This is a genomic window from Streptomyces sp. SP18BB07 (assembly GCF_036322545.1).
GTDB classification, from domain to species: domain Bacteria; phylum Actinomycetota; class Actinomycetes; order Streptomycetales; family Streptomycetaceae; genus Streptomyces; species Streptomyces deccanensis.
Genome location: NZ_JAQYWT010000274.1, coordinates 40,613 through 67,469 on the forward strand (window position 1 = coordinate 40,613; position 26,857 = coordinate 67,469).

Genomic DNA, 26,857 nt, shown 5'->3' on the forward strand with positions numbered 1-26,857 from the left:
AGCCTGGCGCGACGCACTCGCAGGCGCACGCACTTTCGGGATGGGGGACGGTCGTTACGCATGGCCAGGGAATTCCAACGCGGCCACAAGGCCAAGATCAGTGACCTCACCGCGGGTACGGATCTGTACGTAGGCGTACAGATCTCCGGCCCCGGGCTGACCTTCGACATCAGTTGCTTCGGACTGGACGCCGACGAACGGCTCTCGGACGACCGCTACTTCGTCTTCTTCAACCAGCCGAAGACCCCCGAGGAGTCGATCCAGCTCCTGGGCGCCCAGTCGGGTGATACCGAGTCGTTCCGCGTCACCCTCGACAAGATCCCGCCGCAGATCCAGAAGCTGTCCTTCACGGCGACGATCGACGGCGACGGGCAGATGTCGCAGATCGCCCCCGGTTACGTCCGTATCGTCGCGGGCGGCGAGGAGGTGGCCAGGTATCCGTTCGACGGCTCGGAGTTCTCCACCGAGCGCGCCGTGATGCTGGGCGACTTCTACCTGAAGGACGTGTGGCGGTTCGCGGCCGTCGGACAGGGTTTCGACGGAGGCCTGGACGCGCTGCTGAAGAACTTCGGCGGCGAGGTCGCCGAGGAGGAGCCGGCGGCCCCGCAGCAGCCGCAGGCCGACGCCGCGCCCGGCTTCGCCCCACCCGCGTTCGGGGCCCCCTCGGCTCCCGTCGCCCCGGCGCCCGCTCAGCCGTTCGCGCCCCCGGCGCCCTCGCCCTCCGTGCACGCCGCCCCGACGATCGCCGCGCCCCTGAACACGCCGCCCGGCGGCACCGTGCCGCCCCCGGCCGCCCCCGCACCCCAAGGCGGGCCCTTCACCCCGCCCGGCGCTCCGCCGCAGGGCGGACCCTTCACCCCGCCCGGTGCCCCGCCGCAGGGTGGCCCTTTCACCCCTCCGGGTGCGGCTCCGCAAGGCGGCCCGTTCACGCCCCCGGGCGCACCCGGTGCCTTCCCCGGCCAGGCGCAGCCCTTCGGCGGCGGTACACAGCTCGCGCCGGTGCCGCCGGAGGCAGGGCTGCGAGTCGTGCTGACCAAGTACTCCGAGGCTCCCGTCGGGGACCGCTGGACCGAGCAGAACCCGCAGCTGGTGCGGGCCACGCTCACCAAGGGCGCCAACATCCTCGCCAAGCAGGGCAGCATGGTCGCCTACCAGGGCGACATCGACTTCGCCCACAAGGGTTCCGGACTGCTCGGCAAGTTGACGGGCCAGCTCACCGGCCAGGGCATGGCCCTGATGCGGTGTTCCGGAGACGGTGAGGTGTTCCTCGCCGACGAGGGCAGCCATCTCTTCGTCATCCGCCTGGAGAACGAGCAGCTCTACACCAGCGCACGCGGCGTCCTCGCCTTCGACGAGTCCCTGGACACCGAGATCCGCCGCATCGAGGGCGCGGGCCTGCCCGGTGGCGGCCTGTTCAGCATGCTCTTCTCCGGCACGGGAGCGGTCGTCGTCAAGACGCGCGGGGTTCCCGTCGTGCTGCCCGTCGGCCCGGCCACCTACGTCGACGGCAACGCCGTCATCGCCTGGTCCGCCGGCGCACAGGCCGTCACCACGACCTCGCTCAGGCTGCGCCGCTCCGGGTACGCCCGGCAGACCCAGGAGGCCATCAACCTCCAGTTCCGCGGCGCCCCCGGCAACTTCGTCGTCGTCCAGCCCTTCGAGGTGTGAGGCAGAGCATGGACCTCCAGACACTCAACGCGCACCGCTCCGCCTCCACCGGCGTCCGTATGAGCGTGCACAGCTCCAAGACGCTCAAGGTCACCATGGTCACCGGCCAGGACCTCCTGGCCAAGGCCGGCTCGATGATCGCGTACGACGGCTACGTACAGTTCGACGGCCCGCCCGCCACGCTGCGGCGCAGCGCGGAGGAGATGGTCACCGGAGAGGGCGGCAAGCTGATGCTCTGCCGGGGCGACGGGGACCTGTACCTCGCCGACTACGGCGGCGACGTCCTCATCCTCCACCTGAACAACGAGGCGCTGTCGGTCAACGGCCCGACCCTGCTGGCCTGCGACGCCTCCCTCCAGCTCTCCATCGAGCCGGTCAAGGGCCTCGCCAAGCTCTCCGGCTCCGGTCTCACCAACCTCGTGATCCGGGGCACCGGATGGGTCGCCCTGGTCAGCCGGGGCGTGCCGATCTCCCTCGACTGCGCCGAACGGGAGACCTATGTCGACCCGGACGCGCTCATCGCCTGGACCGACGGCCTCGACATGAAGGCCCGCCGCACCATCAAGGCCGGCGCGCTCATCGGCCGGGGCAGCGGCGAGGCCTTCCAGATCGGGTTCAAGGGGCAGGGCTTCGTGGTCGTCCAGCCCAGCGAGGACACCGGCGACCGTTTCAAGATCCGTGGCTGACCGGGGCTGAGGGGAGAACACCACATCATGCACAGCACACTCTTCGCGCACATCCCGGTGAACCACACCGAGCGCTACACACTGCAGAACCCGCAGCTGCTCAAGACAGATGTCACCATGGGCAGCAGCCCCGTCCTGGCCCGCCAGGGCGCCATGGTCGCCTTCGAGGGGCAGATCGAGTTCGACAGCCAGTACCGCAACCGCAGCTGGCGCAACGCCGAGCGGATGACCGGTGAGCGGCTCGAACTCATGCGCTGCAAGGGCAACGGGATCGTGTATCTCGCCAACTTCGCGCAGTACCTGCACATCATGGAGGTCGGCAGGGGCATCACCGTCGACTCCTCCGCCGTCCTCGCCTTCGACGGGTCTCTGAACGTCGGCATCGTCGCCGTGGACAGCGCCGTCGAGGTGGCCTCCGCGGGGGCGTACAACCTGGAGCTGTCCGGTGGCGGCAAGGTCGTCCTGATGACCTCGGGTGAGCCGCTCGCCCTGGAGGTGACGCCCGAGAAGAACATCTGTGTCGACTCGGACGCCGTCATCGCCTGGTCCACCTCGCTGCGCACCCAGCTCCAGGCGCCGACCTCCACGTCCGCCGTGTGGCGCCGCAGGGGATCGACCGGCGAGGGCTGGGAGATGCACTTCGGTGGCCAGGGACATGTCCTGGTGCAGCCGAGCGAGCTGCTTCCGCCGCAGCACCTGCGTACGTCCGGGGTGCTCGGACAGTTCGGCATGGGCGCGGGCGGACTGAGCGGGAACTCCCTCGGGGGCAGCCGCAACTGATCGACGGGTTCCCGGTGGGCGAGCGGTGGCCTGTGCTCATCGGTGAGTGGGCCCATGTGTAAGGGGCGTTCCGCCTTGCGGACGCCCCTTACCGCGTTCGTGCCCCCGGCGGGGGCATGCCCACCGTGCGGCGGTGTCATGCCGACAGGCCGCCGACGCCATGCGAAAGTGCGAGGTCAGAGCCGCGCGCGGGTGGCCTCCAGCAGGCGCACGACCGACTCGTCGGCGACGGTCGGCACCTCGTCGTAGGCGAACCAGCGCAGGTCGAGGGACTCGTCGCTGATCGCTTCCACCGCGTCCGCCGGGGCGAGGGCCGCGTACTGGACGTCCAAATGCCAGGCGCACGGGGTGTGGTGGCGGTCGAGGCGGACCGGACCGCCCGGCAGGAGGGACAGGCCCGTGATGCCGGACTCCTCCGTGGCCTCACGCAGCGCGGAGTCCGCGAGGGCGGTGTCCCCTGGCTCGCAGTGGCCGCCCATCTGGAGCCACATGCGCAGCTTCCTGTGGAGGGTGAGCAGCACCCGGCCGCGCTCGGGGTCGATCACGAGGCCGCTCGCCGTGATGTGCCCGGCGCCGCACGCCTTCCACATGCCGTCCGGGTGGGCCGCGAGATGGTCAAGGTAGGCCTGGCGCAGCTCGGCCTGGTCCTCGTAGCTCTTCAGTACGAGGACCGCGTCGTCGTGCAGGCTCACTCGGTGTCGTCGTCCTTCTTGTCCGAGTCCGGCTTCTTGAGGTCCGGCTTCTCGGTGGAACCGGAACCGCCCGCGGCTTCACCGAGCATCTTGTCCAGCTCGGAGAAGTCCAGCTGCTCGCGGTGGACGAAGCCGTCCGGGTCGTCCAGGTCGGAGGCGGTGGGCAGCATGTCGGGGTGGGACCACAGGGCGTCGCGGCCGTCGACACCGCGCGCGTCCGTGAGGGACGCCCACAGGCGGGAGGCGTCGCGCAGGCGGCGGGGGCGCAGCTCCAGACCGATCAGCGTGGCGAAGGTCTGCTCGGCCGGACCGCCGGTGGCACGGCGGCGGCGCAGGGTCTCGCGGAGGGCATCCGCGGACGACAGGCGCGGTTTCGCGGCCGCGTGCACCACCGCGTCCACCCAGCCCTCCACCAGCGCCAGAGCGGTCTCCAGCCGGGCCAGGGCCGCCTTCTGCGCCGGGGTGTCCTCCGGCTGGAACATGCCCTGCTGGAGCGCTTGCTGCAGTTCCTCGGGGTTCTGCGGGTCGAACTGGCCGACCACGTCCTCCAGCTTGGCCGTGTCGACCTTGATCCCGCGCGCGTAGCCCTCGACAGCGCCGAACAGATGCGAGCGCAGCCACGGCACATGCGCGAAGAGGCGCTGGTGGGCGGCCTCGCGCAGGGCCAGGTAGAGCCGCACCTCGTCCTTGCCGACGCCGAGGTCCTTGCCGAACGCGTCCACGTTCAGCGGCAGCAGCGCGGCCTTGCCGGCCGGTCCGAGCGGCAGGCCGACGTCGGTGGATCCGACCACCTCGCCCGCGAGCACGCCCACGGCCTGCCCGATCTGCTGGCCGAACATGGCGCCGCCCATCGACTTCATCATGCCGATCAGCGGGCCGGCCATGGCCTGCATCTCCTCCGGCAGGATGTCGCCCATGGCGCCGCCGACCCGCTCGGCCACCGGATCGACCAGTTCCTTCCAAGCGGGCAGGGTGGCCTCCACCCACTCCGCGCGGCTCCACGCGACTGCGGAGCCCGCGCCGGACGGCAGGGACGTCGCGTCGTCCAGCCACAGGTCGGCCAGGCGGACGGCCTCCTGGACGGCGGTGCGCTCGGCGGGGCCGACGCTCTCGTCCTTCGTGCCGTCGGCGGTCCCCTGGGAGACCGTCTGGCGGGCGATCTGCTTGGCCATGTCCCAGTTCACGGGGCCGCCCTCGTACGAGAGCATCTGGCCCAGCTGCTGGAAGGCGGCGCCCAGGTCGGTGGGGTTCATGGAACCGAACATCGCGGCGAACGGATTGTCGCCGCCGGGGCCCCCGGCCCCGGGGAACCCGAAACCGAACGGGTTGGCCGGGCCCTGACCACCACCGCTCTGCTGGTCCTTCTTCTTGCCCTCGTCGCCGTCGTCCGGCTCCTCCGGCGGAAGGCCGAATCCGAATGGGGTGTCACTCACGGGATTCCTCGGCTGATAGGGCCATCGGATTTCTCCGACGGCACGGCTGCCCGAACACCACCCAGCGTAGACACCACGGCGGGTTAAGGCCTCGGTGCTCCGCCGACCGAAGGCCTGCGGCAGGATGGATGCCACCTGGTACGTACGCGTCACCCGCGTTCGTACTGAAGACAACCGCTGGAGACGCCCGGTGAGTTCCCCAGATCCGCAGGTTCGCGCAGCGCGAAACCACTCAACCAGTCCCGCCGCGCGCGGGCCCGTCGTCGCGGTCACCGGTGCCGCGTCCGGCGTAGGAGCGCTGCTCACCGAGCGGCTCGCCGAGTCCGACGAGATCCGGCAGGTCATCGCCATCGACGAGCGGCGCGGCGAGTGCGCGGCCGCGCAGTGGCACGTCCTGGACGTGCGCGACCCGGCGATCGCCGAGAAGCTGCGCGGGGCCGACGTGGTGGTGCACCTCGCCGTCGACCTCGACCTGGGCACGGACTCGGCGGCCCGCAGCGCGTACAACGTGCGCGGGACGCAGACCGTCCTCACGGCCGCCGCCGCTGCCGGGGTGCACCGGGTCGTGCTGTGCACGTCGGCGATGGTCTACGGGGCGCTGCCCGACAACGAGCTGCCGCTCTCGGAGGACGCCGAGCTGCGGGCGACCGCCGAGGCGACGGGGGTCGGCGACCTGCTGGAGATCGAGCGGCTCGCGCGCCGGGCGCCGCGCGCCCATCCGGGCCTCAACGTCACCGTCGTCCGCCCCGCGACCCTCGTCGGGGGCACGGACACGGCGCTGACCAGGTACTTCGAGTCTCCTCGGCTGCTGGTGGTGGCCGGGTCGCGGCCCGCCTGGCAGTTCTGTCACGTCGAGGATCTCTGCGGGGCGCTGGAGTACGCCGTGCTGGAGAAGGTCGACGGGGAGCTGGCCGTCGGATGCGAGGGCTGGCTGGAGCAGGAGGAGGTCGAGGAGCTCAGCGGGATCCGGCGCATGGAGCTGCCCTCCGCCGTCGCGCTCGGCGCCGCCGCCCGGCTGCACCGGATCGGGCTCACGCCGTCACCGGCGGGGGACCTGGCGTACACGATGTACCCGTGGGTCGTGAGCGGCAGCCGGTTGCACGACGCCGGGTGGCGGCCGCTGTGGACGAACGAGGAAGTGCTCGCGGAGCTGCTGGAGGAGGTCGCCGGGCGGCACACCGTGGCCGGACGTCGGCTGGGCCGGAAGGACGCGACGGCCGCGGGCGCCGCCGGCGCGACGGTCGCGCTGCTGGGTACGGCGGCGCTGGTGCGGCGGGCGCGGAAGGCTCGGGGCAGACGGTGACGGGCGCCCGGCTGGTGCGGGGCGCGGGTGAGGCACGATGGGGGTATGGCTGTGAATGATGATCACCCTGGTGAGCGGGGGGCCGCGGAGCCCATCAAGCTGATCGGGATCCGGGAGACAGCGCTCTCCCTCGACGAGGTGTTCCGGGCGGTCGGGGACGACGTGGCCGGGGGGACCGCGCTGTTCGTCGGGACCGTGCGGAACCACGACGGCGGAGCCGATGTCGACGAGCTCGGCTATTCGTGTCACCCCACGGCCGAGGCCGAGATGCGGCGGATCGCGGAGAAGGTGGTCGCCGACTACCCGGTCCGGGCGCTCGCGGCCGTGCACCGGGTGGGCGACCTCAAGGTCGGGGACCTGGCCGTGGTCGTCGCCGTGTCCTGTCCGCACCGGGGCGAGGCCTTCGAGGCGTGCCGGAAACTGATCGACGATCTCAAGCACGAGGTGCCCATCTGGAAGCATCAGCGGTTCTCCGACGGGACGGATGAATGGGTCGGCGCCTGCTAGGTCGTGACCGGAATGCGCCCGTGCGCGTTCCGGTTGCGTAACCCGCCCCCCGGCGAGAGCGTTGACGGGGCGGACGGATAATCTGCTGATCAGTCAGTTGTGGTTGCTTCATAGGGGTTGGGAGGCCGGAATGGCGGCGCTCGCCTGGTTGCTGATTCCACTGGTGGCCGCGATCGGTGCCGGACTGTGGGGTGGCTGGGCCAGCCGGAACCGCAGGAGCATCGAGGACGGCTCCGAACTCGCGGGATACTCGCGCTTCCGCGAGGCCATGGAGCGGTCCCACACCGGCGGCTGACGCCCCCGCCGTCGCCCCCGGACGGACGGCCCCGACGGTGCACTGACAGGCCTGTCCCGTACTGTCGTTCCATGCCACGCCGCACCGCGACGATGCTCGCCTCCACCCTGATGCTGATCGCGCTCCTGTGCGCGGGAGTGATCATTCCCGTGCCGTATTCGGAGATGTCGCCGGGGCCGACGGTGAACACGCTCGGGGAGCACGACGGCGAACCGGTGCTGCAGATCTCGGGACGCAAGACGTACGCGACGACCGGCCACCTGAACATGACCACGGTCCGGGTGACCAGCGCCGACTACCGGATGAACCTCGTCGAGGCCGTGTACGGCTGGCTGGCACACGACAACAAGGTCGTACCGCACGACACGCTCTACCCCGACGGCAAGACCGAGGAGCAGTCGACCCAGGAGAACGCCGAGGAGTTCAGCCAGTCCCAGGAGAGCGCCAAGGTCGCCGCCCTCAAGGAGCTGGACATCCCGGTGAAGTCCTGGGTGATCGTCTCCACCGTTCTCAAGGACTCGCCGGCCGAGGGAAAGCTGCACGCCGGTGACGTGATCAAGTCCGTCGACGGTACGGCGGTCAAGGCGCCCGAGGACGTCGCGAAGCTGGTCACCAAGCACAAACCGGGCGAGGACGTCGAGTTCGTCATCGTGCCCGCCAAGGCGCAGGCCGCCGCCGAGAAGGCGAACCGGACGGCGACCGAGACCGAGAAGGTCACGATCACCACGGCCAAGTCCGACGACACGGGCGAGGAGCGGGCGATCGTCGGGATCTCCGCCGGGACCGACCACACCTTCCCGTTCACCATCGACATCAAGCTCGCCGACGTCGGCGGCCCGAGCGCCGGACTGATGTTCGCCCTCGGCATCTACGACAAGCTCACCCCCGGCAATCTGACGGGCGGCACGTTCGTGGCCGGTACCGGCACGATCGACGACGAGGGCAAGGTCGGCCCCATCGGCGGCATCGAGATGAAGACGGTCGGCGCGCGCGACAAGGGTGCCGAGTACTTCCTGACGCCCAAGGACAACTGCGCCGCGGCCGCCAAGGACATCCCCGACGGACTCACCCTCGTCAAGGTCGACACCATCGAGGACGCGCTCGGGGCCCTGAAGGACATCCGCTCCGGCGACACGGCCGACCTGCCGAAGTGCACCACCAAGGGCTGACAGGAGCAGGGGACGGCGCACGCGCGCGTGGGGGCGCCCTCCTGGTCGGAGAGCGCCCCCACAGTCGTAGATCGGATCGGCGTGGACCGGATCGTCGCAGATCCGAAGGTCAGTCCACGAAGGTCGCGGAAAGGGCCTCTGCCAGGCCCGGGACCAGTTCGGGGCCGGTGAGGACCTCCGTCGGGGTGTCCTTCTCGCGCAGCCGCAGGGCAGAGTCGCGGGAGCCGTCGCGCAGGACCGCGACCGTCATCCGGACCTCCTGGCGGTCCGGGTGGGAGGCGACCCACTTGGTCAGGCGGGCCCCGTCGAGGTTCTCCGGGACGGACGCCTCGGCGGTCGGCGGCAGCATCAGCCGCTCCACGGTCAGCGCGCAGCCGACCACCGCGTCGGGCCAGGCGATGGTGCCGAGGAACTCGTCCAGCGCCTTGCCCGCGGGAATCTCGTCCTGCTCGATCGGGGTGAGACCGACGGTCTCGGACTCGTCCTGCAGACCGAGCTGGGCCGCGAGGGCGGGTTCCTGGGTCCGCAGACGCGCGGTATCCACGAGGGCGAAGAGGCGAGCGGGCTGGTCCCAGCCGAGGCCCGAGGCGTACTCGTCGATCTCGAGCACCGCCCGGGTGAGGGGGTTCGCTGCCATGGGAGTGTTGGACATGGTCACAATCCTGCCTCGTTCGTTCCCGGAAGCGGGAACCGAGTAAAGCGTGAGTAAGTTGCATAGGTGAGGCCCCTGCGATCACGGGGCCCGCTGGAGGGTCCGTAGACGCGGGCCTGACGTATCGACAGCGAACTTCGAGGTGCGCACCTTGGCTTTCCAGATGCCGGACCGCGGCGGAGGCCCGACGGGGCCGCGGATCAGAGTGGGCCGACCGTCCCGACGGGTCCGGACCCTGCTCATGACGCTGGGCGTCCTTGCCGTCCTCGGCATGGCGTTCGTCATGTTCGCGGGGTTCTGGACGGACTGGCTCTGGTACCGGTCGGTGAAGTACTCGTCCGTCTTCACCACCACACTGTGGACGAAGATCGGGCTCTTCTTCGTCTTCGGTCTGCTGATGTCGGCCTCGGTCGGCTTCAACATCTGGCTGGCGCACCGGCTGCGGCCGCCGCTGAGCGCGATGTCGATGGAGCAGCAGAGCCTCGACAGGTACCGCATGGGCATCGCGCCCTACAAGAAGTGGCTGCTCCTCGGGATCACCTCCCTGGTGGGCCTCATCGCCGGCGCCTCCGCCTCCGGGCAGTGGCGCACCTGGCTGATGTGGGTGAACGGGGTGTCGTTCGGGCAGAAGGACCCCCAGTTCCACCTGGACGTCTCCTTCTACGCCTTCGACCTGCCCTGGTACCGCTTCCTGCTCGGCTTCGGCTTCGCCGCGGCCGTGCTCTCGGTGATCGCCGCCGCGCTCACGCACTACCTGTACGGCGGCCTCAGGGTCACCTCCCCGGGTGCGCGCGCCACCGCCGCGGCCACCGGGCACCTGTCGGTGCTCCTCGGCATCTTCGTCGCCCTGAAGGCGGTCGCCTACTGGCTCGACCGGTACGGGCTCGCCGTGAAGTCCAGCGACTTCAAGGCGACGGGCAACTGGACGGGCCTGAGGTACGTCGACGCGAACGCGTACCTGCCGGCCAAGACGATCCTGTTCTGCATCGCCGTGATCTGCGCGCTGCTGTTCTTCGCCACCATCTGGCGGCGCACCTGGCAGCTGCCCGTCATCGGCTTCGGGCTGATGGTGCTCTCCGCGATCCTCATCGGCGGGCTGTACCCGGCCATCGTCCAGAAGTTCCAGGTCCAGCCGAACGAGCAGGCCAAGGAAGCGCCGTACGTCGAGAAGAACCTGGCGGCGACCCGGCAGGCCTACGGCATCGACGGGACCGACGTCGAGGAGTACTCGGGTGTGAGCGACACCACGGACAAGGCCAAGCTCCGCAAGGACGCCGACACCACGGCCAGCATCCGCATGCTCGACCCGAACATCGTCTCGCCGACGTTCCAGCAGCTCCAGCAGATGAGGAACTACTACGCGTTCCCCACGAACCTGGACGTCGACCGGTACAGCAATGAGGACGGCGCGGAGCAGGACACGGTCATCGGTCTGCGCGAGCTGAACCTCGCCGGTATCCCGAAGAACAACTGGATCAACGACCACTTCCGCTACACCCACGGCTACGGCGTGGTCGCCGCCAAGGGCACCGAGGCCACCTCCGGCGGCCGTCCGGTGTTCACCGAGTCGGACCTGCCGTCCAAGGGCGACCTGGGCAAGTACCAGCAGCGGGTCTACTACGGCGAGAAGACCACCCAGTACTCGATCGTCGGCGGTCCCCAGGACGAGATCGACTACTCCGACGACAGCGGTGAGAAGACCACCAGCTACAAGGGCAACAGCGGGGTCAACCTCTCCAGCCCGGTCAACCGGGCCGCGTACGCGGTGGCGTTCAACGAGCCGCAGATCCTCTACTCCGGCGCCATCGGCGAGGGTTCGCGGATCCTCTACAACCGCACGCCCAAGGAGCGCGTCGAGGCGGTCGCCCCCTGGCTGACCATCGACGGCGACGCCTACCCGGCCGTCGTCGACGGCAAGATCCAGTGGATCGTCGACGCGTACACCACCACCAATGGCTACCCGTACGCCTCCCGCACCACCCTGGGCGACACGACGGCCGACTCGTTGACCGCGGACAACAGCCAGCGCGCGGTGGTGGCCCAGCAGAACCAGGTCAACTACATCCGCAACTCGGTGAAGGCGACCGTCGACGCGTACACGGGTCAGGTCAAGCTCTACCAGTGGGACACCCAGGACCCGGTCCTGAAGACCTGGATGAAGGCGTTCCCGGGCACGGTGGAGTCGAAGGACGACATCTCCGACTCGCTGCTGGCCCATCTGCGGTACCCGCAGGACCTGTTCAAGGTGCAGCGCGAACTGCTGACCCGCTACCACGTGAAGGACGCCGAGACGTTCCTCAGCGGCAGCGAGGTGTGGCAGGTCCCGGACGACCCGACCAACACCTCGGGCAACGCGGTCCCGCCGTACTACCTGAGCATGAAGCTCCCGAACCAGTCGGAACAGGCGTTCTCGCTGACGACGACACTCACGCCGAACGGCCGGGACAACCTCAGTGCCTTCGTGGCGGTCAACGCCGAGGCGGGTACCAAGGACTACGGCAAGATCAGAATTCTGAAACTGCCGACCAGCGAACCGATCGACGGACCGAAACAGGTCCAGAGCCAGTTCAACTCCGAACAGGACATCGCCGAGACGATCAGCCTCCTCAAGAGAGGTGACTCACAGGTCGAGTACGGCAACCTCCTGACGGTCCCGCTCGACGGCGGCCTGCTGTATGTGGAACCCGTCTATGTGCGAGGCGGCGGACTCAAGTACCCGCTGCTGCGCAAGGTTTTGGTCACCTACGGCGGCAACACGGCGTTCGAGGACACCCTCGACGAGGCGCTCAACAAGGTGTTCGAGACCGAGGGCGCGCCCACCGAGCCACCGGCGGACGACCCCGACGAGGGCACCGACGAGCCGCCGACGTCCGGTGATCCGACGGTCCAACAGGCCCTGCAGGAAGCCCAGAAGGCGTTCGACGAGGGGCAGCAGGCCCTCAAGGACGGCGACTGGGAGGCGTACGGCCGGGCCCAACAGGACCTGGAGGACGCGCTGAAGCGGGCCGAGGACGCGCAGTCCAAGGCCGACGGGACCGGCGGCAGCGGCGGCAGTGAGGAGAGCGACCAGAGCGGCGACGGAGGCTCCGGAAGCGGCTGATGCAAGGCTCCCTCCCGCGCCGTGGTACGGTTGCAACACAACGGCGCGGGGTGGAGCAGCTCGGTAGCTCGCTGGGCTCATAACCCAGAGGTCGCAGGTTCAAATCCTGTCCCCGCTACTGAAGTTGAAGGCCCGGATCCTCCAAAGGATCCGGGCCTTCGACGTGTTGCCTGGGACGGTCGGCAGATCTGTGTTTGACTTGTCGCTCTGTGGGCATGTCGACAAAACGCTGTAGTGACCTCAATGGCTGCGGTATACCAGGTGTACCCAGGTTGCAGGTGGTGCGACGATGGACGTTATGGGGGACAAGGCAACTCTGTTGGAGACAGGGCGGTTTGCGCAGCCTGCCGACATTGCGCTGCCTGCCGACTTCGTGGTGCCCGCCGAGTCCGCCTCGTCGGTCGAGTCCGTGCGCGCGGGGGACGAGGACGAGACGGCGGACGCCGTCGAGGAGGCGCGCCAGCGGCTCGCTGCCGAAGCCGGTGACACCGAGGCGATGAGCGTCCTCGGCGCCATGCTGCTGCGCCGCGGCGACCTCGACGGAGCCGAGCCCTGTCTGCGGGGTGCCACCGCGGCCGGGGACCGCGCGGCCGCCAACAACCTGGGTGTCCTGCTGCACCAGCGTGGGTACGCCGACGAGGCCGCCAGCTGGTGGCGGGTCGCGGCCGTCGCCGGTTCCGCCGCGGCCGCGCACGCGCTCGGCCGACACCACCGCGAGCGCGGGGACGAGCCGGCCGCCGAGTACTGGCTGCGCCAGTCCGCCGAGCAGGGGCACGCCCTGGGCGCGTACGCCCTCGCCGACCTGCTGGAGCACCGCAGCGACGCCGCCGCCGAGCGGTGGATGAGAGCGGCCGCCGAGCGCGGGCACCGTGAGGCCGCGTACCGGCTCGCACGGACGCTCGACCAGCGCGCGGAGCAGGAGGAGCGCACCGCCGTGCGCGAGGGGCGGAGGATCGCGCGCGCGGCGCTCGAGATCGGGAGCGGCGGCCGCGAGGGCCGAGCTCCCGTGCGGGACGGGCGGGCTGTCGCGCGTGCCGGTGGCTCTGCCGTGGGCGCGGGGGAGCGTGGTGCTGACAACGGTGTCGGGGCGGGCGCCGCCGAAGAGGCCGAGCAGTGGTACCGGCAGGCCGCCGCGCGCGGGCACCGGCGGGCCGCGCTGCACCTCGGGGCGATCCTGGAGCGGCGCGGGGAGCTCAAGGAGGCCGGGCGCTGGTACCTGACCTCCGCCAAGCACGGCGAGCCGCGTGCCGCGTGCGCGCTCGGGTTCCTGCTGCGGGACGCGGGCGACACGGAGAGCGCCGCCGTGTGGTGGCTGAGGGCCGCCCAGGACGGCGACGGCAACGCGGCGAACGCGCTGGGCGCGCTGCACGCCGAGCGCGGCGAGACGCAGACCGCCGAGCGCTGGTACCGGGCCGCGATGGACGCCGGTGACGTCAACGGCGCGTACAACCTCGGGCTGCTCTGCGCCGAGCAGGGGCGGACCGCGCAGGCCGAGCAGTGGTACCGGCGCGCCGCGTACGCCGGGCACCGGGAGGCGGCGAACGCTCTGGCCATCCTGCTGCTCCAGGTCGGCGACGCGTCCGGTGCGGAGCCGTGGTTCTCCAAGGCCGCGGAGGCCGGGAGCGTCGACGCCGCCTTCAACCTGGGCATTCTGTTCGCCGGGCGGGGCGACGACGCGACGGCACTGGTCTGGTACGAGCGGGCGGCAGCCGCCGGGCACACCGAGGCGGCGCTCCAGGTCGCCATAGCGCGACTGCGGGACGGTGACGAGCGGGCCGCCGAGCGGCATCTGCGGTGCGCCGCCGGTGGGGGCAGCGCGGAGGCCGCGTACCGGCTGGCCGCCGTGCTCGACGCGCGCCGTCCGCCCGCGCCCGCGCATGAGCTGGGGGAGCCGGTGCGGGAGAAGAACGAGTGCGAGGAGTGGTACGAGCGGGCCGCGTCGCAGGGGCACCGGCGGGCGCAGGTGCGGGTCGGGATGCTGGCGGCCGGGCGGGGCGACGTGGTCGAGGCCGCGCGGTGGTACCGGGTCGCGGCGGAGTCCGGGTCGCGGAACGGGGCGTTCAATCTGGGGCTGCTGCTGGCTCGGGAGGGCAGTGAGCCGGAGGCCGCGGTGTGGTGGGCCCGTGCCGCCGACGCGGGGCATGGGCGGGCGGCGTTGCGGCTCGCCCTCGTCTACGCGCGTCGGGGCGAGCTGGTGGAGGGGAAGCGGTGGGCCGACCGGGCCGTGGCGCTCGGGCCGGCGGAGGTGGCGGAGCGGGCGGCGCGGTTGCGGGATGCCTTGCGGGACGAGCTGTCGGCGTAGGGGGCGTGGGCGGGGCGGCGGCTCTGCGGTGCGGGGGTGTGAGGGCGCCCGGGGGTCGTGCCGGGCGGGGCGGGGTTTCGCTCACCCGCGCTTGCGGGGTGCCGCTGCGCCCACCCGCGCCGCCCCAGCGGCACGACTGCCCGCAGTTCGGGACGGGCGCAGAGGCGGCGCGTGGGAGTCGCTTGCCGGTGGAGGTGCTGGTCAGGGGGCGGGCTTAATGGATTTGCTCTGGTCGGTCGGGGTGACGTAGTGTTCTGTTCATCGCCGCGGGGTGGAGCAGCTCGGTAGCTCGCTGGGCTCATAACCCAGAGGTCGCAGGTTCAAATCCTGTCCCCGCTACTGAAGGCCGATGGCCCGGAACCTGTTAGGTTCCGGGCCATCGGTGTTTTCGTGCACGCGCGAAGAAGAGCCCCCGGCGTCGTGGCGCCGGGGGCTTCGTCGTGCGGGGGTGGGGCTACGCCTTGGTGCAGGTCGGGCAGACGCCCCGGTAGGTGACCTCCACGTCCGAGACGGTGAAGCCGAAGCGCTCGGAGGTGGGGAGGTCGGCCAGCGGGTTGCCGGTCGGGTGGACGTCGCGGATCGTGCCGCACTGGGCGCAGACCAGGTGGTGGTGCGGGCGGTGCGCGTTCGGGTCGTACCGCTTGGCACGCCGGTCCGTGGCGACCTCCAGCACCTCACCGAGGGAGACCAGCTCACCCAGGGTGTTGTAGACGGTCGCCCGGGAGATCTCGGGCAGCTTGGCGACAGCGCGCGCGTGCACCTCGTCGGCCGTCAGATGGACGTGTTCGCCGTCGAGGACCTCGGCCACGACGCGCCGCTGCGCGGTCATACGCCATCCGCGTCCGCGCAGCCGCTCCAGAAGGTCACTCATACCGGCCAGCGTAACAGCAAGCGGAAACAGAATCCGAACGGGTGTGACTTTAGAACGTGACTTGACTTGGATCGTGTCCAATGCGGTTCACCGCTGCCGTCGGGGCGGGCCGGGGTCTCTTGGGAGGCTCCGGCCCGTTCGTGCGTCCGAGGCCGGGGGCTATGCCGGTGCGTGCTGTCGGGCGGGTGCCCAGCAGCGGATGATGTCGCGGACCGAGACGATGCCGATGGGGGCGCCCTGGTCGAGGACGATCAGATGGCGGAAGCCCCCGTGCGCCATGGCGCGGGCCGCCTCCTCCAGGGTCCAGGACGGCGTGGCGAACACGACGTCGGTGGTGGTGTGGGCGTGGGCGCGCTCGGCGTCGGGGCTCTGGCCCAGGCCGACGGAGATGAGGACGTCGCGTTCGGTCAGGATGCCGAGTCCGCCGGCGTCCGGGTCGAGGACCACGGCCGCGCCGATCCGGCGAGCCGCCATCAGGGCGGCGGCCTGGCGGAGGGTGTGATCGGGGCCGATGGTGAGGACCACTGTGCTCATGGCGTCGCGGACGAGCATGGAGTTCAGCCACCTCCTAGGGAATCCGGTGAACTGATTGTTCAAGGATTCACAAGTTCACAAGTGGGGGGACTCTCAATGTGGCAGGCAAAGCGGAGGTCAACAAGAGGGCGTGCGTGGTCAGTTCGGGGCACTCCGGATCGTTCCAGGGCTCAGTAGCGCTGGTTCAGATAGCCCAGGAGCTCGTCGTGGAGCAGGCCGTTCGAGGCTGCCGCGTTGCCGCTGTGCGGGCCGGGGCGGCCGTCGAGGCCGGTGAAGCTGCCGCCCGCCTCCGTGACGATGATCGCGTTGGCGGCCATGTCCCAGAGGGAGAGCTCGGGTTCGGCGCAGATGTCCACGGAGCCCTCGGCGACCATCATGTACGGCCAGAAATCGCCGTACGCGCGCGTGCGCCACACCTCGCGGGTCAGGTCCAGGAAGCCGCCCAGGAGGCCGCGCTCCTCCCAGCCGCTGAGGGAGGAGTACGCGAAGGAGGCGTCCGGCAGATCGGCGACACGGGAGACGCGCAGGCGGGAGGCCGAGCTGAGGCTGCGGCCGGTGAAGGCACCGTGGCCCTTCGCGGCCCACCAGCGGCGGCCGAGCGCGGGGGCGGAGACCACGCCGACGACGGGCTGGTAGCCGCCCTCCGCCGCCTCCATGAGGGAGATCAGGGTGGCCCAGACGGGGACGCCCCGGACGTAGTTCTTGGTGCCGTCGATGGGGTCGACGACCCAGCGGCGGGGGCCGGTGCCCTCGACGCCGTACTCCTCGCCGAGGATGGCGTCCCGGGGACGCGCGCGCTGGAGTTGGCCGCGGATGAGTTCCTCGGCGGCCTTGTCGGCCTCGCTCACCGGGGTCATGTCGGGCTTCGTCTCGACCTTCAGGTCCAGGGCCTTGAAGCGGGACATGGTGGTCGCGTCGGCGGCGTCCGCGAGGACGTGGGCGAGGCGGAGGTCGTCGAGGTAATCGGCCATGTGGCGAACGGTATCCGCCGAGGTCGGTGCGTTGCCATAGGGGGCCGGGGTAGGGGGGTGCCCAAGGGTGCCGCAGGCGGGGCGGAGGGGGCGGGGGCGGCGGTACGACCGCCCCCCAGCCGCGCCGGGCGGTACGTATGGGGATCGTGGTGCTGGGCACACGAGTTGGGGCTGTCATCACGGGCCCGGCGAGGGCCGCGCACGTTGGCCGGAGTGCGCCCCTGGGGAGCGCCGTGAACCCTTGACAGTGACCTGATGCGCGTCAAATCTGAGGGCCAGAGCCGCCCGCTCGCTTTTAGGGAGGCGATGATGCCTGCAGCGCGGGAATCCTTGTTGGACGCCGCTTACACGGCGCTGGTGCGCCGGCCGTGGTCCGCCGTGCGCATGGTGGACGTGGCGGCGGTGGCCGGAGTGTCACGTCAGACGCTGTACAACGAGTTCGGCAGCAAGGACGGGCTCGCCAGAGCCCTGGTCCGCAGGGAAGCGGACGGCTATCTGGCGGGCGTCGAGCGGGCGCTGGCCACCCCCGTGGACTCCCGGGACCGGTTGGCCGCGACCGCCGAGTGGACCGTGGCCGCCTCCCGCAACAACGCGCTGATTCGCGCCATGCTCACCGGCTGCTGGAGCGAGCGACTGCCGGCACCGCCGCTCGCCGCCGTGCGCTCGCCCTCCGCGGTGCCCGCGCAGCGCCGCGCGGACGGACCGCTGCCCGCGCCCACCGACTTCGTGGCCCTGGTGCGCGAGCGCGCTGTGGCCGTGCTGTCCGCGCCCGGCACCCCCAAGTCGGACACGGCGGAGCTCGCCCGCTCCTGCGAACTCGCGGTGCGGCTCGCCCTCTCGTGCGTGGCGGCGCCCCCGGTCGAGGGCGGGGTCACGGACCTCGTACGGACGGCGTTGCCCCGTCAGCTCAGCCGGACCCTCGGCTAGCCGCCGCCGGAAGCGACACGCGGGCCGAACTATTGGGCCGAGCCCGACAGTTGGAGTCCCACGACGCCTACGATCACCAGGGTGATCGAGACGATCTTCAAGGTCGACACGATGTCACCGAGGAAGATCATCCCGTAGATCGCGGTGCCGGCCGCGCCGATGCCCGTCCAGACAGCATAGGCGGGGCCGACGTCGAGCTTCTTCAGGGAGAGGGTCAGCAGGCCGAAGCTGCCGAGGGCGAAGACGCAGAAGGCGACCGTGGGCCAGAGTCTGGTGAAGCCGTGCGAGAGTTTCAGACAGACGGCGAATCCGGTCTCCAGAAGCCCCGCCACGACCACCAGCAGCCACGCCATGTCTCGTCCCTCCCGTGTCCCACGTTCCGTGACCGCTTCGTCTGTTCTCGGCTGATCTCGTCTGGTCTGGGTCCGACTCGGTGCGATTATGCACTTACCGGGTGGGCGGGGGCGCAAACAACGCGGAGGTCAGTCGCCTTCCCGCCGTTCGCGCGTCGAGAGCAATCGGCGCAGGGAGTAGAGCCGGGCCGGGTCGGCGTGCCCGTCCGCCACCCACTGGTCCAGCGCGCAGTCCGGCTCGTCGTGGCCGCACGCGCGGGGGCAGCCCTCCGTGCCCGGGACGAGGTCCGGGAAGGCGTTGATCACCCGTGACGGATCGACGTGAGCGAGGCCGAAGGAGCGCACGCCGGGGGTGTCCACGACCCAGCCGCCGTCCGAGTCCGCGAGGGGGAGGGCGAGCGCGGAGGTCGTGGTGTGCCTCCCCCGGCCCGTCACCGCGTTGACAAGGCCCGTCGTACGGCGGCGGTCCTCGGGGACCAGAGCGTTCACCAAGGTCGTCTTGCCGACACCCGAGTGGCCGACGAACGCCGTGACCTTGCCGGCCAGGTGTGCGCGGACGCGGTCGGCGGCGCCGCCCGTCTCCAGTTCCTCGCGGCTCGTCACGACGTACGGGATGTCGATGTCGCCGTAGAGCTCCAGGAGCTTGTCGGCGGAGGCCAGGTCCGACTTCGTGAGGACGAGGAGGGGCTCCAGGCCGCCGTCGTAGGCCGCCACCAGGCAGCGGTCGATCAGGCGGGGGCGGGGTTCGGGGTCGGCCAGGGCGGTGACGATGGCGAGTTGGTCGGCGTTGGCGACGACGACGCGTTCGTACGGGTCGTCGTCGTCGGCGGTGCGGCGCAGCACCGACGTACGGTCGGCGATGCGGACGATCCGAGCGAGGGTGTCCTTCTTGCCGGAGAGGTCGCCCACGAGGGCCACAATGTCGCCGACGACGGCCGCCTTCCGGCCCAGTTCACGGGCCTTCATCGCCATCACCACACGGTCCTCGACCAGACAGGTCAGCCGGCCGCGGTCGACGGTGAGGACCATGCCCTCGGCGGCGTCCTCGTGCTTCGGGCGGATGTGCGTACGGGGACGGTTGCCCTTGCGGTTCGGGCGGCTGCGGATGTCGTCCTCGTCGGTGTGCTTGCCGTAACGGCGCATGATCCCGGTCCGCCCGTCAGTTCTTCCCCAGCATCCCGGCCCACATGTCGGGGAAGTCCGGCAGCGTCTTGGCCGTCGTCGCCACGTTCTCGATCCGCACACCCTCCACGGCCAGGCCGATGATCGCACCGGCGGTGGCCATGCGGTGGTCGTCATAGGTGTGGAAGACGCCGCCGTGCAGCGGGCGTGGGCGGATGTGGAGGCCGTCGGCGGTCTCGGTGACGTCGCCGCCGAGTTCGTTGATCTCCTTGGTGAGGGCGGCCAGGCGGTCCGTCTCGTGGAGGCGGAGGTGGGCGACGCCGCGCAGCGTGGAGGGGGAGTCGGCGAGGGCGGCGACCGCTGCGATGCCCGGGGTCAGTTCGCCCACCTCGCTCAGGTCCACGTCGATGCCGTGGATCGCGCCCGAACCGGTGAACACCAGTCCGTACTCGGTCAGTTCGCAGAGGCCACCCATCTCCGTGAAGATCTCGCGGAGCTGGTCACCGGGCTGCGTGGTGCGCGCGGGCCAGTCGGGGACGACGACCTTGCCGCCGGTCACCAGGGCCGCCGCCAGGAACGGCTGCGCGTTGGAGAGGTCCGGCTCGATCGTCAGGTCGCGGCCCAGCAGGGCGCCCGGGGTGACCCGCCAGACGTTCGGCTCGCCGCCCGACTCCGGGGTGTCCACCTGCGCGCCCACCGAGCGCAGCATGTCGACGGTCATCCGGATGTGGGGGAGCGAAGGCAGGGTCGCGCCCGTGTGGCGGACCTCGACGCCCTGGTTGAAGCGGGGGGCCGAGAGGAGGAGCGCCGAGACGAACTGCGACGACGAGGACGCGTCGATGGCCACCGGGCCGCCGTCCAGGGCGCCGCCGCCGTGGACGGTCAGGGGGAGCGCGCCCCGGCCGTCGTCGTCGATCCGGGCGCCGAGGACGCGCAGGGCGTCGATCACGCCGTTCAGGGGGCGCTCGTAGGAGCGGGGGTCGCCGTCGAAGCGGACGGGGCCGTCCGCCAGGGCCGCCACCGGGGGGAGGAAGCGCATGACCGTGCCCGCGTTGCCGACGTCGACCGTGGCCGGGCCGTGCAGCCCGGTGGGCAGGACACGCCAGGCCTCGCCGGAGCCGGCGGAGGCGTCCGTGGCGGCGGAGCTGGACGAGACGGTCTCCTCGATGCCGACGCCCATCGCGCGCAGGGCGCCCGCCATCAGAAGGGTGTCGCGGGAGCGGAGGGGGCGGCGCAGCCAGCCTGGTTCGCTCGCGAGGGCGGCGAGGACGAGGGCGCGGTTCGTGACCGATTTGGACCCCGGGACGTGGACCGTCGCGTCGACGGCTCCGCTCGCGGTGGGGGCGGGCCAGAGGGCGGGCTGTGCGTTCAGGGCCATGCGGCCACTTTAGTAGGGGTTCGCCCACGGGGGTGCCTCGTGATCGCCGGGGGCGGCTGAGGGTCCGGCGGGGCTTCTCGCGCGGTTCCCCGCGTTCCTTGAGGGGCGCCCCCGCCATCGGATCCGAGGCGCTCAGAGGTTCAGCAGCCAGCGCCCGCCGCCCATCAACGCGCACAGCGACACCACGTGGAACATCACCAGCCAGACCGTCGCCGGGAGGTGGGTCAGCCGGGAGAGCTGGTCGGCGTCGGAGTCGCCGGCGTTTCCTCGGCGGCGCTTCGCCTGGAGTTCGAAGGCCGGGCGTACGCCCCCCAGCAGCAGGAACCAGACGACCGCGTAGGCGAAGGCGGCCTGGACCTGGGGGCCCGCCAGCCAGGAGACGACGACGAAGGTGCCGCCGGTGACGAGGACCGTCAGGGCGCCGTAGGCGTTGCGGATCATGACCAGCATGGCGACCAGCAGGATCGTGGCGAGCCAGAGGAGCAGGGTGATGCGGCCGGAGCCGAGGAGGGCGGCGCCGCCGAGGCCGAGGAGCGGGGGAGCCGTGTAGCCGGCGGCGGCGGTGAGGATCATGCCGATGCCGGTGGGCTTGCCGCGGCTGACCGTGAGGCCGCTGGTGTCGGAGTGCAGTCGGATGCCGGTGAGGGTGCGGCCGGTGAGCAGCGCGACCAGCCCGTGGCCGCCCTCGTGCGCGATGGTGATGGCGTTGCGCGAGAGCCGCCAGACGCCGTGCGGGACGATCGCGGCGAGCGCGGCGACCGAGGTGGCTATGACGACCCACAGGTCGGGGTCGGGCTGGGTGCCGAAGACTTCGTCCCACAGGCTGGCCAGGGAGGTGGCTGCGGTGCTTTCCATGTTCTGCGGTGGCTCCCTCGGGTCGCGATCAACGGGGGCTGGCGCGTAGCGCCATCGTTGGGGGGTGGTGGTCGGGTGACGGGTGGGCCTGGCAGTGTGGCATTTATGTGCGGACGGTATGCGTCGAGTCGTAGGCCCGAGGATCTCGCAGGAATCTTTGAGATCGAGAAGTGGGAGCCGGAGGAGACCCTGGAGCCGGATTACAACGTGGCTCCCACCAAGGAGGTCTACGCGGTCCTCGACCGTCCTTTGAAGGACGCCGACGACAAGCGGCCGGTTCGCCAGCTGCGGAAGCTGAAGTGGGGGCTGGTCCCTTCCTGGTCCAAGAACCCCGAGGGCGCGGCGCGGATGATCAACGCCCGCGCGGAGACCGTGCACGAGAAGCCGTCGTACCGCCGTGCCTTCGCCACCCGGCGGTGCATCCTGCCCGCCGACGGCTACTTCGAGTGGGTCACCGGCAAGGGGGAGCGGGAGCTGGAGGTCGAGGGGAAGAAGAAGCGGCCGCGCAAGCAGCCCTACTTCGTGCTCCCGGCCGACGGTTCCGTCTTCGCGATGGCCGGGCTGTACGAGTTCTGGCGGGACAGGACGCTGCCGGACGACCATCCGGGGGCCTGGTGGGCGACCTGCTCGGTGATCACGACGGAGGCCGAGACGACCCCGCTGGCGGTGGCGCCGGAGGACGGCCCGCACGCCTTGGCCGAGATCCACCCCCGGATGCCGCTGATGCTGACGCCGGACCGCTGGGACAGCTGGCTCGATCCGGCGCGTACGGATCTCGACGACTTGCGCGGGCTGCTCGAACCGCCGCCCGCCGGGCTGATGCGCGCCTACCCCGTCACCACGGCCGTCAGCAACGTCCGCAACAACGGCCCGGAGCTGCTGAAGGAGCTGGAGGGGCCGGAGGAGGGCACACTCTTCTGACGTGACCGAGATCGAGGCAGCAGCGACGGAAGAGATCGACACCGAGGCCGGTACGGGCCGCGTCAGCTGGTACAAGGCCAAGGGGCCGGAATTCGTCCTCGCCGTCAGCCATGGGGCCGGTGGCGGGATCGAGGCCCGTGATCTGCGGGCCCTCGCCGCCGCGCTCCCCGCGCACGGTGTGACCGTTGCCCTGGTGGAGCAGCCGTGGCGGGTGGCCGGGAAGAAGCTCGCGCCCGCGCCGAAGACGCTGGACGTGGGCTGGCGGGGCCTGTGGCCCGCGCTGGCGAAGCCGGGGCTGCCGGTGATCGCGGGCGGCCGCAGCGCCGGGGCCCGGGTCGCCTGTCGTACGGCGGCGGAGCTGGGCGCGGCGGCCGTACTGGCGCTGAGCTTCCCGCTGCATCCGCCGGGGAAGCCGGAGAAGTCCCGGGCCGACGAACTGCTCGGGGCCGGGGCGCCCACCCTCGTCGTCCAGGGCGGCAACGATCCGTTCGGGAGGCCGGAGGAGTTCCCGGCGGGGACGTACGGGCTCGTCGAGGTGCCGTACGGCGATCATGGGTTCGCCGTGCCGAAGCGGGCGCCCCTCGGGCAGGACGAGGCGCTGACCGTGATCACCGACGGTGTCGTGGAGTGGATCGCGTCACTTCGCTGACCCGTCCGGCGGTGTCCGGGAATGTGGAGCGACGGGCCTTGGTTGTGCGGATCAGACAGCGCGAAAGACCGTGCTGACCGCCGTAGGAGAGGAAGTCCGCCGCATGGGTTCGACCTATTGCCCGAGCCGCAGCAGCCGCGCTGACCTGGACTGGACGGTGCTGCACGCGGCCAAGAGCGGCCCTGTTCGGGCGGCGGCGGGCATGGATCGTCGTCTATCCTCCGATTCTGGTGGTACCGGTTTCGGTATCGCACAGACGCTGGAGGAGGTGGGTCCGGTCACTGGGACCGACGCAGGGACCGAACGGGGCCAGGCGGAGCAGCCCGAGGGCACCGAGACCGCCGCGGAGCGCAGCGCCCGGTTCGAGCGGGACGCTCTGGAATTCCTCGACCAGATGTACTCGGCCGCGCTGCGCATGACGCGCAACCCGGCCGACGCCGAGGACCTGGTGCAGGAGACGTACGCGAAGGCGTACGCGTCCTTCCACCAGTTCCGTGAGGGCACCAACCTGAAGGCCTGGCTGTACCGCATCCTCACGAACACCTTCATCAACTCGTACCGCAAGAAGCAGCGCGAACCCCAGCGCAGCGCGGCCGAGGAGATCGAGGACTGGCAGCTGGCGCGCGCCGAGTCGCACATGTCGACCGGGCTGCGTTCCGCCGAGTCGCAGGCGCTCGACCACCTGCCCGACTCGGATGTGAAGGCGGCGCTGCAGGCGATCCCCGAGGAGTTCCGCATCGCGGTCTATCTCGCCGATGTCGAGGGCTTTGCGTACAAGGAGATCGCCGACATCATGGGGACACCCATCGGTACGGTGATGTCCCGGCTGCACCGGGGCCGCCGTCAACTGCGCGGCATGCTCGAGGACTACGCCCGTGACCGCGGGCTTGTCCCGGCCGGCGCCGGAGAGTCGAACGAAGCGAAAGGCTCGGGCTCATGAGCTGCGGAGAGCCGCATGAGACGGAGTGCAGCGAGATCCTCGATCATCTCTACGAGTTTCTCGACCGGGAGATGCCCGACTCCGACTGCACCAAGTTCGAGCACCACTTCGAGGAGTGCTCGCCCTGCCTGGAGAAGTACGGGCTCGAACAGGCCGTCAAGAAGCTGGTCAAGCGGTGCTGCGGGCAGGACGACGTGCCCACGGATCTGCGCGCCAAGGTGATGGGCAGGATCGATCTGATCCGATCGGGACAGACCGTTCCCGAGCATGATGTGACGGCTTCGCCGGTCACACCGCAGGAGAGCTGACGTACTTCGCCGGCTTACTTCTGAGCCCGTTTCGGGGGCGGTCGGACGGCCGTTCCCGAAACGGGCTCAGTCGTGTGCGGAGCGCGGTGGTGGAACGAAGTGGAACGGGCTCAGACCTCCAGGCCGTTCTCGATGCGCTTCAGGCCGTGCCGGGCCAGCGCCAGGTTGCTGCGGGAGCGGTCCAGCGCCAGGTAGAGGAAGAGCGAGCCCTTGCTGCTGGTCAGCGGGCGGATCAGGTGGTACTGCCGGCCCAGGGTGATCAGGATGTCCTCGATCACGTCGTCCATGTCCAGCGAGGCCAGGGTGCGCATCTTGGAGCGCACCACCTCGGTGTTGCCGGCCGCCGCGAGTTCGAGGTCGAGGTGCTGCCCGCCACCGAGGGCGCCTAGTGACATACCGCTCTCGTAGTCGACGAGCGCGACACCGATCGCGCCGTCGAGGGCCATGGCTTCCTTGAGCGCCGTCTCGATGTTCATTTGCTGCCCCAATTCCTCAGTGCTGCTGACCGGTCACTGTCCGGCCAACTACGATCGACGCGAGTGACCTACCGGTCACAAACATCAACTTTTCTGTGTGTTATGGAAGTTGGCGTTCAAAGTACTGTGCGGCGCGTCAACGTGGAGGGCGAATGGGGGGACTTGAGGAAAGGAAGCCCGCGCTCCAGGCCTCCCTGGACCGGCTTCTCGACTCGCCCGGCGTCACCGGCCTCGCCCTGATCGACGCGGTCACGGGCCTCACCTACGCCGTCGCCGGCGACGCCGCCCAGGCGGGGACGGGGGCGGAGTGCTCGGATCTCGCCACGCTCATCTCCGATCGGCTCGGCGCGGCCGGGGCCGAGGGTGAGTTGGAGAGCGTGGTCATGACCAGCAGACGACGCCATCATGTGCTGCTCTCGGTGGACCGGTCGGCCGGTGACCCGCTGCTGCTCGCGGCCGGCCTCGACCGTGACCGGGCGAACGTGGCGCTGGCCCTGCGCAGCCTCGGCGACCGGGCACGCGAGGTGCTGGCGTGAAGACTCCCTCGGCACGCAACGTCCCCGCCCTGCTGCAGGCACTGCACCAGGAGGGCTACACCGGCACGGTACGGGTCGCGGGGTCCCCCGGTGGAACGATTCACCTGCGGGACGGGCTGATCGGAGCGATCGAGACGCCGGGCGCGCCGACCGCGACGTCCACGCTGCTCGCCTCCGGCCGGATCGACGACGAGGCCTGGCTGGCGGCCTGCGCGGCCGAACCCGACGCGGACCGGCTCGCTCCGCACCTGATCGGCGCCGGTCTGATCGGCGCCGCCGAGCTGGAGGTCGTCTGCACGGCGGCCGTGTTCGACGGGGCCTTCGCGATGGCGCTCAGTCCGCCCGGCGGCTGGGAACTGACCGAACGCCGGCCCACCCTGCTGGCCCGGCCGGGAGTCGAGCCGCGACCGCTGGCCGAGGAGACCACCCGCCGCATGGCGCTGCTGACCCGGCTCTGGGGTCCCGCGGGCGAACTGGCCCGGGTCCGGCCCCGACCGGTCGGCGATCGCGGCACCCCGGAGTCCGACGGGCGGCTGACCCGACGCCACCGGGACGTCGTCGAGAGCGCCAACGGCCGCCGTACCCCACGGGACATCGCCTTCGCCCGGGGGCGCGGACTGTACGCGGTGATGCTGGACCTCGTCCGGCTGGAAGCGCGCCGGGCCGTCCACTGGGAGACCAGGCCGGCCCCCGACAGCCGGCCCAGCACCGCGCCCCGGGTCCACCGGGGTCAGCCGGCAGCAGACGAACCGTCACCGAGAGCCGGTCCCCTGCCGAGACGCAGGCCCGGTGGAGGCTCTCCCACCGGAGACCTCGGAGCGAAGGGCGGGTAGTGAGCCCCCACAAGGACCCGGCCCGCAAACGCCGTATACGCAGCAAGGTCGCCCGCCTCCGACGGCGTCAAGTGCCGAGAGCGCCCGCGGACGACCACCCGGTCCCGCCCGCCGAAGCCCCGCCGTCCGCCGCGGACGTCCCCACGAAGACAGCACGACCGCCGTCCACCGAGCCCGGTGGCGGCACACCTGCCGAACCGCCACCGTCCGGGGGGACGGCGGAAAAATCGGCACCGCTCGCCGAGAACGACGTCCCGGCCGTGGAACGGCCGTCGCGCGCCGGACCCGGTGAGGTCGCCGCGAAGCCGCCACCGTTACCCGTGCGGGGCGCGTCGCGTCTTCCCGCAGACGCCGGTGACGGCACGTCGGACAACCCGGCCGTGCCGTCCCCCTTCCCGCCCATGCCCCCGCTGTCGGCCGAGGAACTGCTGGCCGACCAACCCTCCGTCGAAATGCTGCGGCGTGTCCGCCGCGGGCTGCGGGCTCTCCCCGAGTCCGACCGGCACCTGCCCGAGTAGCGGGCGCCGGGCAGTCCCGCAAGCACCCCCTGCCGCTCGGACCGCACACCCACCGCAGACGTATGGACCAAGGAGCAC

28 protein-coding genes and 2 tRNA genes are annotated in these 26,857 nt (G+C 70.9%); 19 read left to right on the top strand and 11 right to left on the bottom strand.

What is annotated here, in order from left to right; genetic code table 11:
- Positions 1-60: 60 nt before the first annotated feature.
- From PUR53_RS13045 to PUR53_RS13055, 3 genes are read left to right on the top strand one after another with little or no spacing between them, the layout of a single operon-like run.
- A complete protein-coding gene (locus PUR53_RS13045; protein ID WP_329908395.1) occupies positions 61-1,668 on the top strand; it encodes a TerD family protein in 1,608 nt (535 codons plus the stop codon).
- Between the two features lie 8 nt (positions 1,669-1,676).
- Positions 1,677-2,354, top strand: coding sequence for an AIM24 family protein (locus PUR53_RS13050; RefSeq protein ID WP_239757115.1), 678 nt, complete (start codon positions 1,677-1,679; stop codon positions 2,352-2,354).
- Positions 2,355-2,381: 27 nt separating this feature from the next.
- On the top strand, positions 2,382-3,134 hold the full coding sequence (locus PUR53_RS13055; protein ID WP_239757116.1) for an AIM24 family protein: 753 nt from the start codon (positions 2,382-2,384) through the stop codon (positions 3,132-3,134).
- A gap of 176 nt (positions 3,135-3,310) precedes the next feature.
- Here PUR53_RS13055 and PUR53_RS13060 read toward each other — a convergent pair whose 3' ends face one another.
- Together PUR53_RS13060 and PUR53_RS13065 are read right to left on the bottom strand one after the other, a co-directional pair.
- Complete coding sequence (locus tag PUR53_RS13060) at positions 3,311-3,826, bottom strand: NUDIX hydrolase (protein ID WP_329898289.1); 516 nt, start codon at positions 3,824-3,826, stop codon at positions 3,311-3,313.
- Positions 3,823-5,259: a zinc-dependent metalloprotease gene (locus PUR53_RS13065; RefSeq protein WP_329908396.1), complete on the bottom strand. Its 1,437-nt coding sequence runs from the start codon at positions 5,257-5,259 to the stop codon at positions 3,823-3,825. Before PUR53_RS13065 ends, PUR53_RS13060 begins: the two co-directional genes overlap by 4 nt.
- Before the next feature lie 190 nt (positions 5,260-5,449).
- Here PUR53_RS13065 and PUR53_RS13070 point away from each other — a divergent pair, with 190 nt between their 5' ends.
- From PUR53_RS13070 to PUR53_RS13085, 4 genes are all read left to right on the top strand, one after another.
- Positions 5,450-6,562, top strand: a complete 1,113-nt coding sequence (locus PUR53_RS13070; protein ID WP_329898291.1) for an SDR family oxidoreductase — start codon at positions 5,450-5,452, stop codon at positions 6,560-6,562.
- A 45-nt stretch (positions 6,563-6,607) separates the two neighbouring features.
- Positions 6,608-7,069 (top strand): molybdenum cofactor biosynthesis protein MoaE, encoded by a 462-nt coding sequence (locus tag PUR53_RS13075; protein WP_329908397.1) that lies wholly within the window; start codon positions 6,608-6,610, stop codon positions 7,067-7,069.
- Positions 7,070-7,199: 130 nt separating this feature from the next.
- Entirely contained in the window at positions 7,200-7,364 is a 165-nt protein-coding gene (locus PUR53_RS13080; protein ID WP_220646633.1) for a hypothetical protein, read from the top strand.
- Between the two features lie 71 nt (positions 7,365-7,435).
- Positions 7,436-8,533 carry a YlbL family protein gene (locus PUR53_RS13085; protein ID WP_329898293.1) on the top strand — a complete coding sequence of 366 codons (1,098 nt, stop codon included), beginning with the start codon at positions 7,436-7,438 and terminating at the stop codon, positions 8,531-8,533.
- A gap of 109 nt (positions 8,534-8,642) precedes the next feature.
- Here the strand turns inward: PUR53_RS13085 and PUR53_RS13090 are convergent, their stop codons facing one another.
- On the bottom strand, positions 8,643-9,185 hold the full coding sequence (locus PUR53_RS13090; RefSeq protein ID WP_329898294.1) for a PPA1309 family protein: 543 nt from the start codon (positions 9,183-9,185) through the stop codon (positions 8,643-8,645).
- 163 nt (positions 9,186-9,348) lie between these two features.
- Here PUR53_RS13090 and PUR53_RS13095 point away from each other — a divergent pair, with 163 nt between their 5' ends.
- From PUR53_RS13095 to PUR53_RS13110, 4 genes are all read left to right on the top strand, one after another.
- The gene (locus PUR53_RS13095; RefSeq protein ID WP_329898470.1) at positions 9,349-12,285 is read left to right on the top strand and encodes a UPF0182 family membrane protein; all 2,937 of its coding nucleotides are present in this window, start codon (positions 9,349-9,351) and stop codon (positions 12,283-12,285) included.
- 44 nt (positions 12,286-12,329) lie between these two features.
- Positions 12,330-12,403 (top strand) — tRNA-Met (locus PUR53_RS13100).
- Between the two features lie 171 nt (positions 12,404-12,574).
- On the top strand, positions 12,575-14,587 hold the full coding sequence (locus PUR53_RS13105; protein ID WP_329908398.1) for a tetratricopeptide repeat protein: 2,013 nt from the start codon (positions 12,575-12,577) through the stop codon (positions 14,585-14,587).
- Positions 14,588-14,852: 265 nt separating this feature from the next.
- Positions 14,853-14,926, top strand: a tRNA-Met gene (locus PUR53_RS13110).
- Between the two features lie 115 nt (positions 14,927-15,041).
- Here the strand turns inward: PUR53_RS13110 and PUR53_RS13115 are convergent.
- From PUR53_RS13115 to hisN, 3 genes are all read right to left on the bottom strand, one after another.
- Positions 15,042-15,458, bottom strand: coding sequence for a Fur family transcriptional regulator (locus tag PUR53_RS13115; RefSeq protein WP_329898296.1), 417 nt, complete (start codon positions 15,456-15,458; stop codon positions 15,042-15,044).
- Between the two features lie 159 nt (positions 15,459-15,617).
- Positions 15,618-16,010, bottom strand: coding sequence for a CBS domain-containing protein (locus PUR53_RS13120; protein WP_329898297.1), 393 nt, complete (start codon positions 16,008-16,010; stop codon positions 15,618-15,620).
- A gap of 152 nt (positions 16,011-16,162) precedes the next feature.
- Positions 16,163-16,963, bottom strand: a complete 801-nt coding sequence (gene hisN / locus PUR53_RS13125) for a histidinol-phosphatase (protein ID WP_329898298.1) — start codon at positions 16,961-16,963, stop codon at positions 16,163-16,165.
- A gap of 309 nt (positions 16,964-17,272) precedes the next feature.
- Here hisN and PUR53_RS13130 point away from each other — a divergent pair, with 309 nt between their 5' ends.
- Positions 17,273-17,890: a TetR/AcrR family transcriptional regulator gene (locus PUR53_RS13130; RefSeq protein WP_329908438.1), complete on the top strand. Its 618-nt coding sequence runs from the start codon at positions 17,273-17,275 to the stop codon at positions 17,888-17,890.
- A gap of 29 nt (positions 17,891-17,919) precedes the next feature.
- Here the strand turns inward: PUR53_RS13130 and PUR53_RS13135 are convergent, their stop codons facing one another.
- The 4 genes from PUR53_RS13135 to PUR53_RS13150 form a co-directional block, all read right to left on the bottom strand.
- A complete protein-coding gene (locus tag PUR53_RS13135; RefSeq protein WP_319244820.1) occupies positions 17,920-18,243 on the bottom strand; it encodes a DMT family transporter in 324 nt (107 codons plus the stop codon).
- A gap of 129 nt (positions 18,244-18,372) precedes the next feature.
- Positions 18,373-19,386, bottom strand: coding sequence for a ribosome small subunit-dependent GTPase A (gene rsgA, locus PUR53_RS13140; protein ID WP_329898299.1), 1,014 nt, complete (start codon positions 19,384-19,386; stop codon positions 18,373-18,375).
- A gap of 16 nt (positions 19,387-19,402) precedes the next feature.
- Positions 19,403-20,743, bottom strand: a complete 1,341-nt coding sequence (aroA, locus tag PUR53_RS13145) for a 3-phosphoshikimate 1-carboxyvinyltransferase (RefSeq protein ID WP_329898300.1) — start codon at positions 20,741-20,743, stop codon at positions 19,403-19,405.
- A 132-nt stretch (positions 20,744-20,875) separates the two neighbouring features.
- Positions 20,876-21,598, bottom strand: a complete 723-nt coding sequence (locus PUR53_RS13150; protein ID WP_329898301.1) for a M50 family metallopeptidase — start codon at positions 21,596-21,598, stop codon at positions 20,876-20,878.
- A 105-nt stretch (positions 21,599-21,703) separates the two neighbouring features.
- Between PUR53_RS13150 and PUR53_RS13155 the strand changes: the two genes are divergently transcribed.
- From PUR53_RS13155 to rsrA, 4 genes are all read left to right on the top strand, one after another.
- Positions 21,704-22,519, top strand: a complete 816-nt coding sequence (locus PUR53_RS13155) for an SOS response-associated peptidase (RefSeq protein WP_329898302.1) — start codon at positions 21,704-21,706, stop codon at positions 22,517-22,519.
- 1 nt (position 22,520) lies between these two features.
- Positions 22,521-23,168, top strand: a complete 648-nt coding sequence (locus PUR53_RS13160; RefSeq protein ID WP_329908399.1) for an alpha/beta hydrolase family protein — start codon at positions 22,521-22,523, stop codon at positions 23,166-23,168.
- Between the two features lie 268 nt (positions 23,169-23,436).
- Positions 23,437-24,108, top strand: a complete 672-nt coding sequence (gene sigR / locus PUR53_RS13165) for an RNA polymerase sigma factor SigR (protein ID WP_045559042.1) — start codon at positions 23,437-23,439, stop codon at positions 24,106-24,108.
- Positions 24,105-24,416, top strand: a complete 312-nt coding sequence (gene rsrA / locus PUR53_RS13170) for a mycothiol system anti-sigma-R factor (protein ID WP_329898304.1) — start codon at positions 24,105-24,107, stop codon at positions 24,414-24,416. The genes sigR and rsrA overlap by 4 nt, the downstream gene beginning before the upstream one ends.
- A gap of 110 nt (positions 24,417-24,526) precedes the next feature.
- Here the strand turns inward: rsrA and PUR53_RS13175 are convergent, their stop codons facing one another.
- Positions 24,527-24,892 carry a hypothetical protein gene (locus PUR53_RS13175; protein WP_329898305.1) on the bottom strand — a complete coding sequence of 122 codons (366 nt, stop codon included), beginning with the start codon at positions 24,890-24,892 and terminating at the stop codon, positions 24,527-24,529.
- 194 nt (positions 24,893-25,086) lie between these two features.
- On the opposite strand from PUR53_RS13175, the gene PUR53_RS13180 reads away from it, so the two are divergent.
- The 3 genes from PUR53_RS13180 to PUR53_RS13190 are packed head-to-tail and all read left to right on the top strand — an operon-like array spanning position 25,087 to position 26,779.
- On the top strand, positions 25,087-25,428 hold the full coding sequence (locus PUR53_RS13180; protein WP_045559249.1) for a hypothetical protein: 342 nt from the start codon (positions 25,087-25,089) through the stop codon (positions 25,426-25,428).
- Positions 25,425-26,261 (top strand): hypothetical protein, encoded by an 837-nt coding sequence (locus tag PUR53_RS13185; RefSeq protein ID WP_329898306.1) that lies wholly within the window; start codon positions 25,425-25,427, stop codon positions 26,259-26,261. The genes PUR53_RS13180 and PUR53_RS13185 overlap by 4 nt, the downstream gene beginning before the upstream one ends.
- A complete protein-coding gene (locus PUR53_RS13190) occupies positions 26,261-26,779 on the top strand; it encodes a hypothetical protein (RefSeq protein ID WP_329908400.1) in 519 nt (172 codons plus the stop codon). Before PUR53_RS13185 ends, PUR53_RS13190 begins: the two co-directional genes overlap by 1 nt.
- Positions 26,780-26,857: the final 78 nt, after the last annotated feature.

Bases quoted from the DNA above. Each gene is read 5' to 3' on its own strand.
- PUR53_RS13155 (WP_329898302.1), top strand. From the start codon at position 21,704: ATGTGCGGACGGTATGCGTCGAGTCGTAGGCCCGAGGATCTCGCAGGA.
- PUR53_RS13050 (WP_239757115.1), top strand. From the start codon at position 1,677: ATGGACCTCCAGACACTCAACGCGCACCGCTCCGCCTCCACCGGCGTC.
- PUR53_RS13135 (WP_319244820.1), bottom strand. From the start codon at position 18,243: ATGGCGTGGCTGCTGGTGGTCGTGGCGGGGCTTCTGGAGACCGGATTC.
- PUR53_RS13090 (WP_329898294.1), bottom strand. From the start codon at position 9,185: ATGTCCAACACTCCCATGGCAGCGAACCCCCTCACCCGGGCGGTGCTC.
- PUR53_RS13045 (WP_329908395.1), top strand. From the start codon at position 61: ATGGCCAGGGAATTCCAACGCGGCCACAAGGCCAAGATCAGTGACCTC.
- PUR53_RS13080 (WP_220646633.1), top strand. From the start codon at position 7,200: ATGGCGGCGCTCGCCTGGTTGCTGATTCCACTGGTGGCCGCGATCGGT.
- PUR53_RS13105 (WP_329908398.1), top strand. From the start codon at position 12,575: ATGGACGTTATGGGGGACAAGGCAACTCTGTTGGAGACAGGGCGGTTT.
- PUR53_RS13085 (WP_329898293.1), top strand. From the start codon at position 7,436: ATGCCACGCCGCACCGCGACGATGCTCGCCTCCACCCTGATGCTGATC.
- rsgA (WP_329898299.1), bottom strand. From the start codon at position 19,386: ATGCGCCGTTACGGCAAGCACACCGACGAGGACGACATCCGCAGCCGC.
- PUR53_RS13175 (WP_329898305.1), bottom strand. From the start codon at position 24,892: ATGAACATCGAGACGGCGCTCAAGGAAGCCATGGCCCTCGACGGCGCG.
- PUR53_RS13075 (WP_329908397.1), top strand. From the start codon at position 6,608: ATGGCTGTGAATGATGATCACCCTGGTGAGCGGGGGGCCGCGGAGCCC.
- PUR53_RS13055 (WP_239757116.1), top strand. From the start codon at position 2,382: ATGCACAGCACACTCTTCGCGCACATCCCGGTGAACCACACCGAGCGC.
- PUR53_RS13130 (WP_329908438.1), top strand. From the start codon at position 17,273: ATGCCTGCAGCGCGGGAATCCTTGTTGGACGCCGCTTACACGGCGCTG.
- rsrA (WP_329898304.1), top strand. From the start codon at position 24,105: ATGAGCTGCGGAGAGCCGCATGAGACGGAGTGCAGCGAGATCCTCGAT.
- PUR53_RS13095 (WP_329898470.1), top strand. From the start codon at position 9,349: ATGCCGGACCGCGGCGGAGGCCCGACGGGGCCGCGGATCAGAGTGGGC.
- hisN (WP_329898298.1), bottom strand. From the start codon at position 16,963: ATGGCCGATTACCTCGACGACCTCCGCCTCGCCCACGTCCTCGCGGAC.
- aroA (WP_329898300.1), bottom strand. From the start codon at position 20,743: ATGGCCCTGAACGCACAGCCCGCCCTCTGGCCCGCCCCCACCGCGAGC.
- PUR53_RS13150 (WP_329898301.1), bottom strand. From the start codon at position 21,598: ATGGAAAGCACCGCAGCCACCTCCCTGGCCAGCCTGTGGGACGAAGTC.
- PUR53_RS13115 (WP_329898296.1), bottom strand. From the start codon at position 15,458: ATGAGTGACCTTCTGGAGCGGCTGCGCGGACGCGGATGGCGTATGACC.
- PUR53_RS13120 (WP_329898297.1), bottom strand. From the start codon at position 16,010: ATGCTCGTCCGCGACGCCATGAGCACAGTGGTCCTCACCATCGGCCCC.